Source organism: Chromobacterium sphagni, from assembly GCF_001855555.1.
In the GTDB taxonomy this organism is placed as follows: Bacteria; Pseudomonadota; Gammaproteobacteria; order Burkholderiales; family Chromobacteriaceae; genus Chromobacterium; species Chromobacterium sphagni.
The window spans coordinates 64407-78005 of record NZ_MKCT01000039.1; the positions used below are offsets into that span (position 1 = coordinate 64407).

Genomic DNA, 13599 nt, shown 5'->3' on the forward strand with positions numbered 1-13599 from the left:
GTAGTGAAACTGACTTTGGAAGCTTTGCAGGTGCTGGACGCTATTGAACAGCACGGCAGTTTCGCGGCGGCGGCGGAGGCGCTGTTCAAGGTGCCGTCGGCCTTGACCTATACCATCCAGAAGCTGGAGCAGGGGCTGGGCGTGGCGATCTACGACCGCAGCGGCCACCGCGCCAGGCTGACGCCTGCCGGCGAGAGGCTGCTGCGCGACGGCCGCCACTTGCTGGATGCGGCCCGCCAGCTGGAGCTTAGGGTAAGCAAGCAGGCTCAGGGCTGGGAAGACAAGCTGCGGATCGTAGTTGGGGATCTGGTCGGTTTCGAGCAATTGCTGCCGTCCATCGCCGATTTCGACCGCTTGCAGTCCGATACCCGGCTGCATTTCATCCGCGAAAGCTTCGGCGGCATCTGGGACGCCTTGTACGACGACCGCGCCGATCTGGTGATAGGCGCGCCCAACCAGCCGCCGCCGGGGGACTATTTCACCCGCAATATCGGCGATTACAATTTCGCGCTGGTGGTGGCTGCCGGGCATCCGCTGGCCGATGCGCCCAATCCCTTGCCGCCGCATGCGCTGCGCCGCCACCGCGCGGTGGCGGTGGGAGACACTTCGCGCCGCTTGCCGGCGCGCACCGGCGGCCTGCTGGAGGGACAGCAGGTGCTGACCGTGCACAGCAGCCAGGCCAAGCTCAAGGCCATTCTGGCCGGGCTGGGCAGCGGCCATCTGCCGCGCTCGCATGTACAGCCCTGGTTGGACAGCGGCCAGCTGGTGGAAAAGGAGGAAGAGGAAAACGGCAGCTTTCCGCCGATGTGCTTCGCCTGGCGGCTGGAGCAGCCGGGCCGGGCCTTGCAGTGGTTTATCCAGCGGCTGGAGCGGGCGGTGGCGGAGCGGGAGCTGACCATCTGATCCGGCAGGTATGAAAACGCCTGCCGCGGTTTGGCGGCAGGCGGCGTGCGCAATGCGGGGACTCAGCGGTCTGAGGGGATGGAGTTGAACTGCGGCACCGTGGGCGCCGGCTGGTTGTGCAATTGGGCGTCCATCCGTCCGCGCATCGCCCACATCACCGACAGGCCGTCGCTGCCGGCCAGCGCCGATGCGGAAAGTAGCAGAAGGGACAGGGAACTGGCGATTATGGTCTTCAACATGGCTTTATCCTTATCGCTAACTTGGAATTAGGCCGCGTCAAGCCGCTGTGGGCAGATGAAGCTAGGTTGGGCAGCAGTTTGGCTCCGGTCATCGGCGCCGCAGCCTCGGGGCTGAGGCGCTGATTGCAGTGTAGACAGTGTCAGAGGTTTTGACATGTGTGCAATTGCAAACATCTTTTTAGAATCATCGTCTTGCAAGCATGCTGGCTTTATGACAATGCGGCGGCTCCATGGGCGGTAGCCGCCGCCGTGCTAGATGTCCTGGCCTTCGACGATGCCGTCGTGGCTGGCGGCGCGGCGCGGCAGGATCAGATTGAGGCCTATGGCCAGCAAGGAGCACAGGCCGACGCCGGCCAGCGCGAAATCGCCCAGCTTCAGCGTCAGGCCGCCGATGCCGGCGGTGAGCACCACCGAAATGATCACCAGATTGCGTGGCTCCATCAGATCCACCTTGGCTTCAATCAGGGTCTTCAGGCCGATGGAGGCGATGGTGCCGAACAGCAGCACCATGATGCCGCCCATCACCGGCATCGGGATGGACTGCAAAAGCGCGTTGAATTTGCCGAAGAAGGCCATCGCGATGGCGAAGACCGCCGCCCAGGTCATGGTCACCGGGTTGAAGTTGCGGGTGATCATCACCGCGCCGGTTACTTCGGCGTAGGTGGTCACCGGCGGGCCGCCGATCAGGCCGGCCACGCACACGCCCAGGCCGTCGCCGGCCAGCGTGCGGTGCAGGCCGGGGCTCTTGGTGTAGTCCTTGCCGGTGACGCCGCCTATCGCCATCACGCCGCCGATGTGCTCGATGGCCGGGGCGATGGCCACCGGCAGCATGAAAGCCGCCGCCGCCCAGTTGACTTCCGGGCTGTGGAAGGCGGGCAGCGCCAGCCAGGGCGCGTCGGCCAGCTTGGCGAAATCCACTGCGCCCATGAACGCGGCGGCGATGTAGCCGACGATCACGCCGGCCAGGATGGGCACCAGCTTGAACATGCCGCGGGCGTAGATGGAGACGATGATGGTGGTGGCCAGCGAGATGGCCGCCAGCAGCAGCGAAGTTTCATACGGCAGCAGCTGTTTGCCGCCGGCCTGGCCCATCGCCATGCCGGAGGCGGCGGTGGCGACGCTCAGGCCGATGATCATGATCACCGGGCCGATCACCACCGGCGGCAGCAGCGTGTTCACCAGCGCCATGCCGCGCCAGCGCACGATGGCGGCGAAGACGAAATACATGAAGCCGGCGGCGAACAGGCCGAACATGGTGGCACCCTGGCCCCAGGTGTGGATGGAATAGATGATGGGGCCGATAAAAGCGAACGAGGAGCCGAGGAAAATCGGCACCTGGCGCCCGGTGCAGACCTGGAACAGCAGGGTGCCGATGCCGGCGCCCAGCAGTGCCATCGCCGGGTTCAGGCCGGTGAGCAGCGGCACCAGCACCAGCGCGCCGAAGGCGACGAACAGGATCTGGGCGCCGGACACCGCCAGCTTCAGTTGTTGCATCATGATTGGTGTTTCCTTGTGGTGAGTCTCTTGTTCAAAGCTTTTGGGCTTACACGGTGCAATACATCACCGCTTGCGCCAGCGTGTTGTCGACATCGGCTGCCACGCCGCTGCGCCGTTTGAAATCCAGCACCATCTGCCGCACCGCCTGATAGCACTCGAAGCCGGGCGTGGCCTGGTAATGGATGTCCACCCCCAGCCGCGCCGCCACCTTCTTGACCGTCGTCGGCTTGACGCAAACGTGGAACTGCGGATCGAAGCAGGCCAGGAAGCAGCTGACGATCGGCCATTTGCCGGCGTTGGCCTTGGGGTCGTTGCGCGCCAGGCGCAGCGTTTCGACGTAGGCGGCGAAACTGTCCGGGCCGAAGTCGTGCAGCGCGCCGCGCAGCGACTCGACGAAGGGCAGGTTCAGATCGCGATAGTCCATGTAGTTGCGGAAGGCGATTTTCTCGAAAGTGCTGACCGTGGTGGCCAGCGAGATGATCTGGCGACAGGCCTGGGTGACTTCCGCCAGCTTGCCGCTGGCCAGCGCCGCATCCAGCTTGTCGCGGCTCAATTCGCGCTGGCACAGCGCCTCGGCCTTGGCGTAGCTTTTATGCTTGCGCGCGAGCGCCAGCCAGTCCGGGTCTTGGAAGCCGCCAGGGAAGCGGGCGAGAAAATCGGCGTCGATCTGGGCGTAGCGGTCCATCATTCTGCGGCTCCTTCGCGGGCGAAGAGAGGCGTGCTGAGAATTTGCGACTGCGCGGCCATGCCGTGGCGGGCATAGAAGCCTTGCGCGGCCTGGTTGAACTGCATCACTTCCAGCCGGATTTCGTCCGCCTGGCTGGCGCGCGCCCAGTCCTTGGCGGCGCGCAGCAGCGCCGAGCCGACGCCAGCGCGGCGGCGCGCCTCGTCCACCACCAGGGTGTTCAGCTTGCAGATGCGGCGCGGCAGCAGGAAGGGCAGGGATGGAGTCAGCAGCTGCAGCGTGGCGAAGCCTGCCGGCAGGCCGTCGATTTCGGCCAGCAGCATGGTCCTGCCATCGCCGTCCAGGACTTCGGTCCAGAAAGCCCGGTCGGCCGCGGCATCCGCCTCGGCCCGGAACAGCGCGGGCAGCGCCAGGTGATGCTGGCGGTTGATCTGCGCGGCCAGCCGGCAGACGGCGTCGATATCCCGCGGTTCAGCCTGGCGTATCAGCATGATGTCGGCGTCCGTGGCGCTTGCAAAAACGCCGCCGGTCGCAAAAGCAACGGGCGGCGTGTCGGGGGGCATCGGAGATCAGACCTGCTTGGTGCCGAAAATCTTGTCGCCGGCGTCGCCCAGGCCCGGGATGATGTAGCCGTGCTCGTTCAGGTGGCTGTCCAGCGAGGCGGCGTAGATCTGCACGTCCGGGTGGGCGTCGTTGACGATCTGCACGCCTTCCGGCGCGGCCACCATCACCACCGCCTTGATGGTCTTGCAGCCGTTGCGCTTGAGCAGGTCTATGGTGGCGACCAGCGAGCCTCCGGTGGCCAGCATCGGGTCGATGATGATGGCGATGCGCTCGTCCAGATTGCCGACGAACTTCTCGAAGTAGGATACCGGTGCCAGCGTTTCTTCGTTGCGGGCCAGACCCACCACGCTGATCTTGGCCGACGGCACCAGGTCCAGCACGCCGTCCAGCATGCCGATGCCGGCGCGCAGGATGGGCACCACGGTGACTTTCTTGCCCTTGATCTGCTTGACGTCTATCTTGCCGCACCAGCCGTCGATGGTGACGCTTTCCAATTCGAAATCGCGGGTGGCCTCGTAGGCGAGCAGGCGCGCCAATTCCTGGGTCAGCTGGCGGAACTTCATGGTGCTGGTGTCCGCTTCGCGCAACAGGCCCAGCTTGTGCTGTACCAGCGGGTGATCGACGATGGTGATGTTCAATTCTGGCTCCCTACCTTGGCAAAAAGCTGCTTGCCGCGGGGTTTCGCATGGCAAACAGCTTTCGAATACATATGACAGCGGCAGCCGCAGGGCTGCCGTGGGGGGTATGGGCAGATATTCTAACGCTTCTTGCCGCCTGAAATCCACTGGGAAAATCCGGGGGCGGACGATGGGACGGCGTTGTCGTCGCCAAGAAACGACCCACCCGGCCTGGGCCGGTGGGTGTGGCAGGCTGCGGATCTGTGCTTACAGGTCTTTGAGCAGCTCCTGCAGTTCGCCGTTTTGGAACATCTCGTACATGATGTCCGAGCCGCCGACGAACTCGCCCTTCACGTACAGCTGCGGAATGGTCGGCCAGTTGGAGAAGTCCTTGATGCCCTGGCGGATGTCCGGATCGCGCAGCACGTCCACGGTCAGGAAGTCTTCCACGCCACAGGCCTTGAGGATCTGCACCGCGCGCGAGGAGAAGCCGCATTGCGGGAACTGGGCGGAACCCTTCATGAACAGCACCACGGTGTTGGCGGTGAGCGTCTGTTGAATATCTTGTTGAATCGACATGTTTGCAATCCTTAGCGTTGTGCCGGCGGCTGAGCGGGCCGGCAAATACCCGATCTTTTCAATAGGTTATTCTACGTGCGAGCATCGGACTGGTCAATTTGCCTAACCTTTGCCTGCCACTGCGGCAGGAACAACCGCACCTGGCCCTCGTACAGCGCGCGCCGGGTGATCAGGCGCGACACGGTAGCGGCCACCAGCGCCGTGGCCATCAGCGGGATGATCATCGCCGAGGTGTCGGTCATTTCCATCACGATCACGAAGCCGGTCATCGGCGCGCGGGTCATGCCGGCGAAGAAGCCTACCATGCCCAGCAGCACCACCATGGTTTGCGGCAGGAAGGGCAGCAGCTGCGACATATTGAGGCCGAAGCCGGCGCCCACCGCCAGCGAGGGGGCGAACATGCCGCCCGGCACCGCGCTGATGTGGCTGACGAACATGGTGATCAGCTTGAGCACGCCGTAGTCGTGCAAGGCTGCGCCGTGGCCCTCTATGATGTCGCGGGCGCGGAAGTATCCGGTGCCGAAGGTGCTGCCGTCGCTGGCGATGCCGATCACCGCCAATACCAGGCCGCAGCCGGCGGCGAAGCGGATCGGATGGCTGGCGCGCCAGCCGTGCAGCGGGCCGGGCAGCCGCTGCGACAGCGCCAGCATCACCCGGCAGGCCAGGCCGCCGATCAGGCCGCCTATCGCGCCGCATACCGGGATGGCCAGCCAGGTCTGGCTGTTGTCCATCGCCACTTGCACCACGCCGAAATAGTTGTAATTGCCGTGGATGGCGAAAGTGGTGAGGCCGGCCACGATCACCGACAGCAAAATGGTGGAGCTGGCGCGCATGTCGAAAGTGCGGCCCATCTCCTCGATGGCGAACACGATGCCGGCCAGCGGCGCGTTGAAGGCGGCGGCCACCCCGGCGGCGGCGCCGGCCAGGATGAAGCTGCGCGCGGCGCCTTCGTGGCGCAGCGCGGCCTTGCGGTTGAGCGAGTACTTGATGGCGGCGCCGACCTGCACGATGGGGCCTTCATAGCCGAAGGTGGCGCCGGAGCTGATGCCTATCAGCGTCAGCAGCACCTTGCCGAAGGCGGCGCGCAGCGTGAAACAGTATTCGCGCAGCTTTTCCATGCCGGGCTCCAGCGCGGCGATGGATTGCGGGATGCCGCCGCCGGCCGAGCCGGGAAAGAAGCGGTGCATGATCCAGATGGCCAGCGCCAGCCCGGCCGGGGTGATCAGCAGGCTCCAGTAGGGCGAACAGGCATAGGCCTGGTAGAACAGATCGTGCGACAGATGGCTGCCCAGCGCGAAGATGTAGGCCACCGCGCCGATCAGGATGGCGGCGATCCATACCGGCACCTGGCGCCGCCACTGTGCGGCGGATAGATAGAGATAGCGCAGCTGGCGGTTCATTTTCTGCCGTTTGGTGCGGCGGCTGAGGAAATCCTGCATCGGCTTAGGGACCCGGGGGGAGTGGCGTCGCCGCGCGGCGACTATTATCACAAACCGCTAATGTACAATAAATGCCAGCCCGATACGAGCACAGCCCGCATGCTGGAAGCTGGCGGGCTGTGTCCGGATGCTGCTTGTCGCTTAGCTGGCGCTGCGTTCCAGCACCGCGGCGAAGAAACCGTCGGTATTATGCCAATGGGGTTTCAGTTCCAGGTAGTCGCCGCATTGCAGCGGGATTTTCTGCTCGGCCAGCACTGCGTCGATCTTCACCAGGCGGAAATCGGCATGCTCGGCCAGGAAGGCTTCGACGATGCCCTGGTTTTCCTGCGGCAGCAGGCTGCAGGTGGCGTACACCAGGCGGCCGCCCTGTTTCACCAGCCGCGCGGCGGAGGCGAGAATGGAGGTTTGCTTGGCGTTGAGCTCGGCCACGCTTTCCGGGCTCTGGCGGAATTTCAGGTCCGGATTGCGGCGCAAGGTCCCGAGGCCCGAGCAGGGCGCGTCCACCAGCACGCGGTCGGCCTTGCCGGCCAGGCGCTTCACCTTGGCGTCGTTCTCGTGCGACAGCAGCTGCGGATGAACGTTGGACAGGCCGGAGCGGGCCTGGCGCGGCTTGAAGTTGGCCAAGCGCTTTTCCGACACGTCGAAGGCGTACAGGCGGCCGCTGGAGGCCATCTGCGCGCCCAGGAGCAGCGTTTTGCCGCCGGCGCCGGCGCAGAAGTCCACCACCATTTCGCCGCGGCGCGCGCCGGTGATCAGGCCCAAGAGCTGGCTGCCTTCGTCTTGCACTTCAAACACGCCGGCCTTGAACAGCTCGTGTTTGGACAGAGCCGGCTTTTCCTTCAGGCGGATGCCGATCGGCGAATAGGGGGTGGCTTCGCAGAGGATGCCTTCGGCGTTTAGGCGGTCCAGCAGCTCTTCGCGCTTCATCTTCAGCGTGTTGACGCGCAGGTCCAGCGGCGCCATCGACATCAGGCCCTGGCCCAGCGCTTCCACCGCCGCCGGCTCTTGTTCGCCCAGGCGCTCGATCACCCATTGCGGCAGTTCGGCGCGGATTTCCAGGCTGTCCTCCAGCGCCTTGCCCTTGATGCCGCCGAGCCACTCGCGCTCGCCGGCGCTGGTGGCCTCGGTCAATTCCTTGACGTTAAGCTTGTTGAACTTCATCAGCGCCACCAGCGCCAGCCGGCGCGGCGTGGCTTTTTCCGGCGCGATCAGCGCGCGCAGCTGGATCAGGCGGCGCAGCGCGCCGAAGGCGGTTTCGGCGATCAGGTGACGGTCGGCGCCGCCCAGCTTGTTGTGCTCGCGGAAATAGGCGGACAGCACCGCGTCGGCCGGGCGGTCGAAGCGGGTCATCTGGCCGATGACGGTTTCCAGGTGTTTCAGTTGGCTGTGGCTAATGTGCATTCTTGTTCCGTATTGTCGGTTGCGGCGGCAGTTCCCACTGCAGCGCCCCATTTATTTCTATGCGGATCGCGCGTAGTTCGATCCGCTTCTTGTCGTCGATGCGTGTGATGCGCACCGGCAGGTTGGCGAAATCTGGCGCCAGCCAGAATTCGGTGATGTCGCCGCCTCCCTTGGCCTGGAATACCACCACGCGCATCTTGCCGGCGTTGGTGTCGTAGTCGAAGGTGCCGGTGGAGGCCATCGGGTAGTCGTAAACTTTTTTGGCGGTGGTGATCTGCAGCGGCTTATCTCCTAACTGCCCACCTTTCAGTCCCAGTTGGAAAGCCAGGCTGTAAATGTCTTGCGCGCCGGGCTGGAGCGGGAGCTGTTGCTCCCCGCGCAGACCGTAATGCAACAAACCGGCGGCGTAGTCGAAGCGGGCTTCTTCTTTCGCTTGCTCGCCCTCGAAGGACTGCATGCTGTCTGGCCGCAGTCCGCTGTTGCCTATCTGTCCCTCCACCCGGTAACTGTAACCCTTGGTAAACAGGCGGAGGGCGAATTTCGGTGTCGCGACAGTTTCCAGCCGGTAGCGTCCATTGCCTTGTTGCCAGTTTAGAACCCCGGTCCCCACGTTTCCGCTATTCAAGTAAAGATCATAGGTCAGCTTGGCGGCGCCGGGGAACTTGCGCAGCGGATGTGGTGGCTGGATAAAACCTTCCGCCGCGGCTGTCGGTCCGCTCGGCGGAGGCGTTTCCTTGTCTTCCGGCTTGATCTTGGCCGTGCTTGCGGCCTCGTGCGAGGGCGAGCTGGACTGGGCGTGCGCGTCCTTGTGATGGCCGGAGCGCTCCTCCGCCTGAGGCAAAGTATTTTCCGCGACGGCTTCCGAGCTCGCGGCGACCATCATCGGCGGCGCGGCGGGCGCTTCCGCCGGAGCCGACGCCGATTGCTTGTCCGCCACGGCTTGCGAGGCGGCCTGCTTGCGTTTCGGCCTCGGTTTGGCCGCCGTTTTTTTGGCTGCGCGGCGCGCTGCCGGCGCCAGGCTGACGCCGGAGCTGACCGGCGGCGGCTTATGCTCCGGTTGGTCCAGCCGCAGCGCTTGCATCTTGACGTCTATTTTTTCCAGCTTGGGGGTTTCCGCCGGCTGCAGGCTGATTTCCGGCAGCAGATCGGATCCCAGCAACAGCAGGTGCAGGGCGAACGACAGGACGAGAGCGATCAGCAGCAGGCGGCGACGGGTCATTTATGCATGTGAGAGTGGTTCGGGCGCCAGCAGGCAGGACGCGGCGGCAGGGCCGCTGGCAACCTTGCCGTTCACGATGGCGATTTCGCCGGCGGCGAAGCGGCGCACCGCCTCCGGATACAGCCGGTGTTCCAGCTTCAGCACCCGGGCAGCCAGGCTGTCCGGCGTGTCGTCGTCCAGCACGTTCACCGCGCCCTGGGCGACGATGGGACCATGGTCCAGCTCGGCGGTGACGAAGTGTACCGTGCATCCGGCCAGTTTGCAGCCCATTTCCAGCGCGCGCTCGTGGGTGTGCAGGCCAGGGAAGGCCGGCAGTAGCGACGGATGGATGTTGAGCATGCGGCCTTCGTAGCGGCGGGTGAAGCCGGCGGTGAGGATGCGCATGAAGCCGGCCAGCACCACCAGGTCGGGGCTGTGCGCGTCTATCGCGGCGGCCAGCGCGGCGTCGAAATCCTCGCGGCTGGCGTAGGCCTTGTGGTCCAGCGCCACCGCGGCGATGCCGCGCTCGGCCGCCCAGGCGAGGCCGGCCGCGTCCGGACGGTTGGATATCACCGCGGCGATGCGCGCGCCGGGAAGCTTGGCTTCGACGATGGCCTGCATATTGGAGCCGCGGCCGGAAATCAGGATGACGATGTTTTTCATGGTGCCGGTTTCGTATCGATGTTCAGCGGGGTTTGCGCCAAATGACAAGCGCCGCCGGCAAGGCCAGCGGCGCCAATGGCATGCGGAGTCGGGCTTTACGCGATCTGGGTCTGGTGCTCGCCGCCGACGCGGGTGCGCACCGCGCCGATGCGGTAGACGGTTTCTCCGGCTTCGCGCAGCACGCTCATCGCCTGCTCGGCGTGTTCCGCCGCCACCACCACCACCATGCCGATGCCGCAGTTGAAGGTGCGGTACATCTCCTGGATGTCCACATTGCCTTCCTTCTGCAGCCACTGGAACAGCTTGGGCAGCGGCCAGCTGGCGGCGTCGATCTGCGCCACGGTGCCTTCCGGCAATACGCGCGGGGTGTTTTCGGTGATGCCGCCGCCGGTGATATGGGCCATGCCCTTGACCGGCAGGGTTTCCATCAGCTTGAGCAGAGGCTTCACGTAGATGCGGGTGGGGGCGATGATGGCGTCGCGCAGCGTCTTGCCGTCATCGAAGGCCGCGTCCAGTTCCGGTTGCGCGCGGTCTATGATCTTGCGCACCAGCGAGTAGCCGTTGGAATGCACGCCGTTGGACTTCAGGCCCAGCACCGCGTCGCCCGGCTGGATGTCGCGGCCGGAAATCACCTTGCTTTTCTCCACCACGCCTACGGCGAAACCGGCCAGGTCGTACTCGCCGGCCGGGTACATGCCAGGCATTTCGGCGGTTTCGCCGCCGGTCAGCGCGCAGCCGGCCATTTCGCAACCGGCGGCGATGCCCTTGATCACCAGGGTGGCCTGCGCCACGTCCAGTTTGCCGCAGGCGAAGTAGTCGAGGAAGAACAGCGGCTCGGCGCCCTGCACCAGGATGTCGTTGACGCTCATCGCCACCAGGTCGATGCCGACGGTGTCATGGCGGTTCCAGTCAAAGGCCAGTTTCAGCTTGGTGCCGACGCCGTCGGTGCCGGATACCAGCACCGGTTCCTGGTACTTCTTGGAAATCTCCACCAGTGCGCCGAAACCGCCGATGCCGCCGAGTACCTCCGGGCGCATGGTGCGCTTGGCAAAAGGCTTGATGTTTTCGACCAGCGCGTCGCCGGCGTCGATGTCTACGCCGGCATCACGGTAACTGAGGGACGTGGTATTCAAGATAAACTCGCTTTCTGCAAACTTGAAATATTTTTACATCAAGCTTTCGCCGGTGCGAAAGCACTGTATTTTAACTGAAAACTGGCGAAAAGGCTGGCAAAAGCGGCAGGCGTTTTTTAGCGGCGGGCCATGGTGCCGTCGTCATGGACGCCGCCGCGGCAAAAGGCGGTTCCACCCGGGGGCCGTATCGGCGTAAAATCGGATCATTGATGTCAAAACACAGCGCAGCACCGTAAATTGGACCAGCTAGTACTCGATCTCACGCCTACGCCGCTGCCGGCCTTCGACAATTTCCTGGCCGAGCGCAACCGCGAAGTGATCACCGCCCTGACCGCCACCGAAGGCGAACGCTTCCTCTATCTGTGGGGCGAGCCTGGTTGCGGCAAGACCCATCTGCTGCAAGCCTGGATCGCCCACGCCGAGCGGTTGGGCCGCGCCGCCATCTACCTGGACGGCAAGGACGGCCACCTGCCGGATTTCGCCCGCGAGGCCAGCTTCATCGCGGTGGATCATGTCGACGACTTGGCGCCGGACGACCAGATCACGCTGTTCTCCTTCTACAACTCGCTGAAGGAGAGCGGGGAGTCGCGGCTGCTGATGGCCGGGCGCAATCCGCCGATGGCGCTGTCGGTGCGCGACGATCTGCGCACCCGCATGGGCTGGGGGCTGGTGCTGGAAGTGAAGGCGCTGTCCGACGACGACAAGCTCGCCGCGCTGCGCAGCCATGCCGCCAACCGCCAGCTGTCGATTCCCGACGATGTGTACCGCTACCTGCTCACCCACTGGCGGCGCGACCTCTCCAGCCTGATCGGCATGATAGACATGCTGGACCGCTACTCGCTGGCGATGCGGCGGCCGATCACTGTGCCGCTGGTGAAAAACGTTTTGCAAACCGCCACTCCGGAATCATGACGACAGCCACCCCCACCAAACGCAATCTCGCCCTGTTCGACCTGGACCACACGCTGCTGGCCGGCGATTCCGACTTCGAATGGCCGCGCTTTTTGATCAAGCGCGGCATTCTCGACGCCGCCCAGTACGATGAGCGCAACAGCTACTTCTACCGCCAGTACCAGAACGGCACGCTGGACATGCAGGAATACCTGGCCTTCATCCTGGCGCCGTTGACCCGCTTCAGCCGCCATCAGCTGGATGAGCTGCACGCCGACTACCTGGAAAACCACATCAAGCCGCTGATCCCGGCCAAGGCGCGGCAGCGCTTGGCGGCGCATGCGGCCGAGGGCGACCAGATCGTCATCATCACCGCCACCAACCGCTTCATCACCGGCCCCATCGCCCGCGATCTGGGTGTGGAGCACCTGATCGCCATCGAGCTGGAAGAAGACGCCGACGGCAATTTCACCGGCCGTCCCACCGGAGTGCTGAGCTTCAAGGAAGGCAAAATCACCCGCATCGAGCAGTGGCTGGCCGAGCGCGGCGAAAGCTGGGACAGCTATGCCGCCAGCTACTTCTACAGCGATTCGCACAACGACCTGCCGCTGATGAAGCTAGTGGACAAGCCGGTGGCGGTGGACCCGGACGACAAGCTCCGCGCCTACGCCGAGGAACATGGCTGGCCGGTGATCTCCCTGCGCGATTAATCGCGTCGGACCAAGCATTCGATGCTGCGTTGCGCCGCCTTGCCGTACGATTTGTACTGTCTGCGGCTGCGGCTTTTGCCTCGAGCGCCTTGTCCGCCGTTTGTGTTCTGAGTGGATCTTCGCAGCCTGTGCTTTGCCGCAGGCTGTTTTGCCATCTGAAAGGAAAGCATGATGGATGCCATGCAGGATTTCCTGCGCCGCGCCGAGGCGGTGCTGACCCGGCTGGAGCCTATGCTGCCGCCGCCCGGGCGCGAGCCGGACTGGAGAGGCCAGGCCTTCCGCTGGCGCCGCCAGGGCCTGGCCGGCTGGCTGGAGGCGGTGCGCGATCCGCACACGGTGGAGCTGGCGCGGCTGACCCAGGTGGACAGCCAGCGCGAGCAGCTGCTGGCCAACACCCGCCAGTTCGTCGCCGGCCTGCCGGCCAACAACGTGTTGCTGACCGGCGCGCGCGGCACCGGCAAGTCCTCGCTGGTGAAAGCGTTGCTGCCGCTGTTCGCCGCCGAGGGGCTGAGGCTGATCGAGATCGAGCGCGAGCACCTGGCCGACCTGCCGCAGCTGGTGGAACTGGTGGCGGGGCGTCCGGAGCGCTTCATCCTGTATTGCGACGACCTGTCGTTCGAAGCCGGCGACGCTGGCTACAAGGCGTTGAAAAGCGCGCTGGACGGCGGCCTCTCGCGCCGTTGCGACAACCTGCTGGTGTATGCCACTTCCAACCGCCGCCACTTGCTGGCGGAGCAGATGGCCGACAATCGCGAAGGCTGGCTGAAGGATGGCGAGATCCACCCGGGCGAGGCGGTGGAGGAGAAAGTGTCGCTATCCGACCGCTTTGGCCTGTGGCTGTCCTTCTACCCGTTCGACCAGGACGGCTATCTGGCGGCGGTGCGGCAGTGGCTGGGCCATTTCGGCCTGAAATACGGCGATCGCGCCGAGCGGGCGGCGTTGCAGTGGAGCCTGTCGCGCGGCAGCCGTTCCGGCCGGGTGGCCTGGCAGTTCGCCTGCCACTGGGCCGGCAGCGAGCGCCTGGCGCGGCGCAAGGACAAGGCTGGCAAGTGACGCAACCGGGCGGCCGCGATGCGGCGG

Annotated in this window: 15 protein-coding genes; 4 read left to right on the forward strand and 11 right to left on the reverse strand. The window is 64.9% G+C overall.

The window, feature by feature from the left end; translation table 11 throughout:
• Nucleotides 1-3 precede the first annotated feature (3 nt).
• Entirely contained in the window at nucleotides 4-903 is a 900-nt protein-coding gene (locus tag BI344_RS14880; RefSeq protein ID WP_071113668.1) for a LysR family transcriptional regulator, read from the forward strand.
• A gap of 62 nt (nucleotides 904-965) precedes the next feature.
• Here the strand turns inward: BI344_RS14880 and BI344_RS24595 are convergent, their stop codons facing one another.
• The 11 genes from BI344_RS24595 to purM all read right to left on the reverse strand — a co-directional run bounded on the left by BI344_RS24595 (nucleotide 966) and on the right by purM (nucleotide 10918).
• A complete protein-coding gene (locus BI344_RS24595; RefSeq protein ID WP_167359402.1) occupies nucleotides 966-1142 on the reverse strand; it encodes a hypothetical protein in 177 nt (58 codons plus the stop codon).
• Between the two features lie 252 nt (nucleotides 1143-1394).
• On the reverse strand, nucleotides 1395-2636 hold the full coding sequence (locus BI344_RS14885) for a uracil-xanthine permease family protein (RefSeq protein ID WP_095210836.1): 1242 nt from the start codon (nucleotides 2634-2636) through the stop codon (nucleotides 1395-1397).
• Nucleotides 2637-2685: 49 nt separating this feature from the next.
• The gene (locus BI344_RS14890) at nucleotides 2686-3327 is read right to left on the reverse strand and encodes a hypothetical protein (RefSeq protein WP_083370233.1); all 642 of its coding nucleotides are present in this window, start codon (nucleotides 3325-3327) and stop codon (nucleotides 2686-2688) included.
• Nucleotides 3324-3815, reverse strand: coding sequence for a GNAT family N-acetyltransferase (locus BI344_RS14895; protein WP_071113761.1), 492 nt, complete (start codon nucleotides 3813-3815; stop codon nucleotides 3324-3326). The genes BI344_RS14890 and BI344_RS14895 overlap by 4 nt, the downstream gene beginning before the upstream one ends.
• Nucleotides 3816-3893: 78 nt before the next feature.
• Nucleotides 3894-4526 (reverse strand): uracil phosphoribosyltransferase, encoded by a 633-nt coding sequence (gene upp / locus BI344_RS14900; RefSeq protein ID WP_071113670.1) that lies wholly within the window; start codon nucleotides 4524-4526, stop codon nucleotides 3894-3896.
• Nucleotides 4527-4772: 246 nt separating this feature from the next.
• Nucleotides 4773-5084 (reverse strand): Grx4 family monothiol glutaredoxin, encoded by a 312-nt coding sequence (gene grxD / locus BI344_RS14905; RefSeq protein ID WP_071113671.1) that lies wholly within the window; start codon nucleotides 5082-5084, stop codon nucleotides 4773-4775.
• 71 nt (nucleotides 5085-5155) lie between these two features.
• Nucleotides 5156-6484: a chloride channel protein gene (locus BI344_RS14910; protein ID WP_206600404.1), complete on the reverse strand. Its 1329-nt coding sequence runs from the start codon at nucleotides 6482-6484 to the stop codon at nucleotides 5156-5158.
• Between the two features lie 180 nt (nucleotides 6485-6664).
• Nucleotides 6665-7918, reverse strand: a complete 1254-nt coding sequence (locus tag BI344_RS14915; RefSeq protein ID WP_206600406.1) for an RsmB/NOP family class I SAM-dependent RNA methyltransferase — start codon at nucleotides 7916-7918, stop codon at nucleotides 6665-6667.
• Nucleotides 7914-9143 carry a DUF3108 domain-containing protein gene (locus BI344_RS14920; RefSeq protein ID WP_071113674.1) on the reverse strand — a complete coding sequence of 410 codons (1230 nt, stop codon included), beginning with the start codon at nucleotides 9141-9143 and terminating at the stop codon, nucleotides 7914-7916. Before BI344_RS14920 ends, BI344_RS14915 begins: the two co-directional genes overlap by 5 nt.
• Nucleotides 9144-9785 carry a phosphoribosylglycinamide formyltransferase gene (purN, locus tag BI344_RS14925; protein WP_071113675.1) on the reverse strand — a complete coding sequence of 214 codons (642 nt, stop codon included), beginning with the start codon at nucleotides 9783-9785 and terminating at the stop codon, nucleotides 9144-9146.
• A 95-nt stretch (nucleotides 9786-9880) separates the two neighbouring features.
• Nucleotides 9881-10918, reverse strand: coding sequence for a phosphoribosylformylglycinamidine cyclo-ligase (gene purM / locus BI344_RS14930; protein ID WP_071113676.1), 1038 nt, complete (start codon nucleotides 10916-10918; stop codon nucleotides 9881-9883).
• Nucleotides 10919-11155: 237 nt separating this feature from the next.
• Here purM and hda point away from each other — a divergent pair, with 237 nt between their 5' ends.
• The 3 genes from hda to BI344_RS14945 all read left to right on the forward strand — a co-directional run bounded on the left by hda (nucleotide 11156) and on the right by BI344_RS14945 (nucleotide 13572).
• The gene (hda, locus tag BI344_RS14935; protein WP_071113677.1) at nucleotides 11156-11830 is read left to right on the forward strand and encodes a DnaA regulatory inactivator Hda; all 675 of its coding nucleotides are present in this window, start codon (nucleotides 11156-11158) and stop codon (nucleotides 11828-11830) included.
• Nucleotides 11827-12519 carry a histidinol-phosphatase gene (locus tag BI344_RS14940; RefSeq protein ID WP_071113678.1) on the forward strand — a complete coding sequence of 231 codons (693 nt, stop codon included), beginning with the start codon at nucleotides 11827-11829 and terminating at the stop codon, nucleotides 12517-12519. Before hda ends, BI344_RS14940 begins: the two co-directional genes overlap by 4 nt.
• A 171-nt stretch (nucleotides 12520-12690) precedes the next feature.
• Nucleotides 12691-13572, forward strand: a complete 882-nt coding sequence (locus tag BI344_RS14945; protein ID WP_071113679.1) for an ATP-binding protein — start codon at nucleotides 12691-12693, stop codon at nucleotides 13570-13572.
• The last annotated feature ends 27 nt before the right edge of the window (nucleotides 13573-13599 follow it).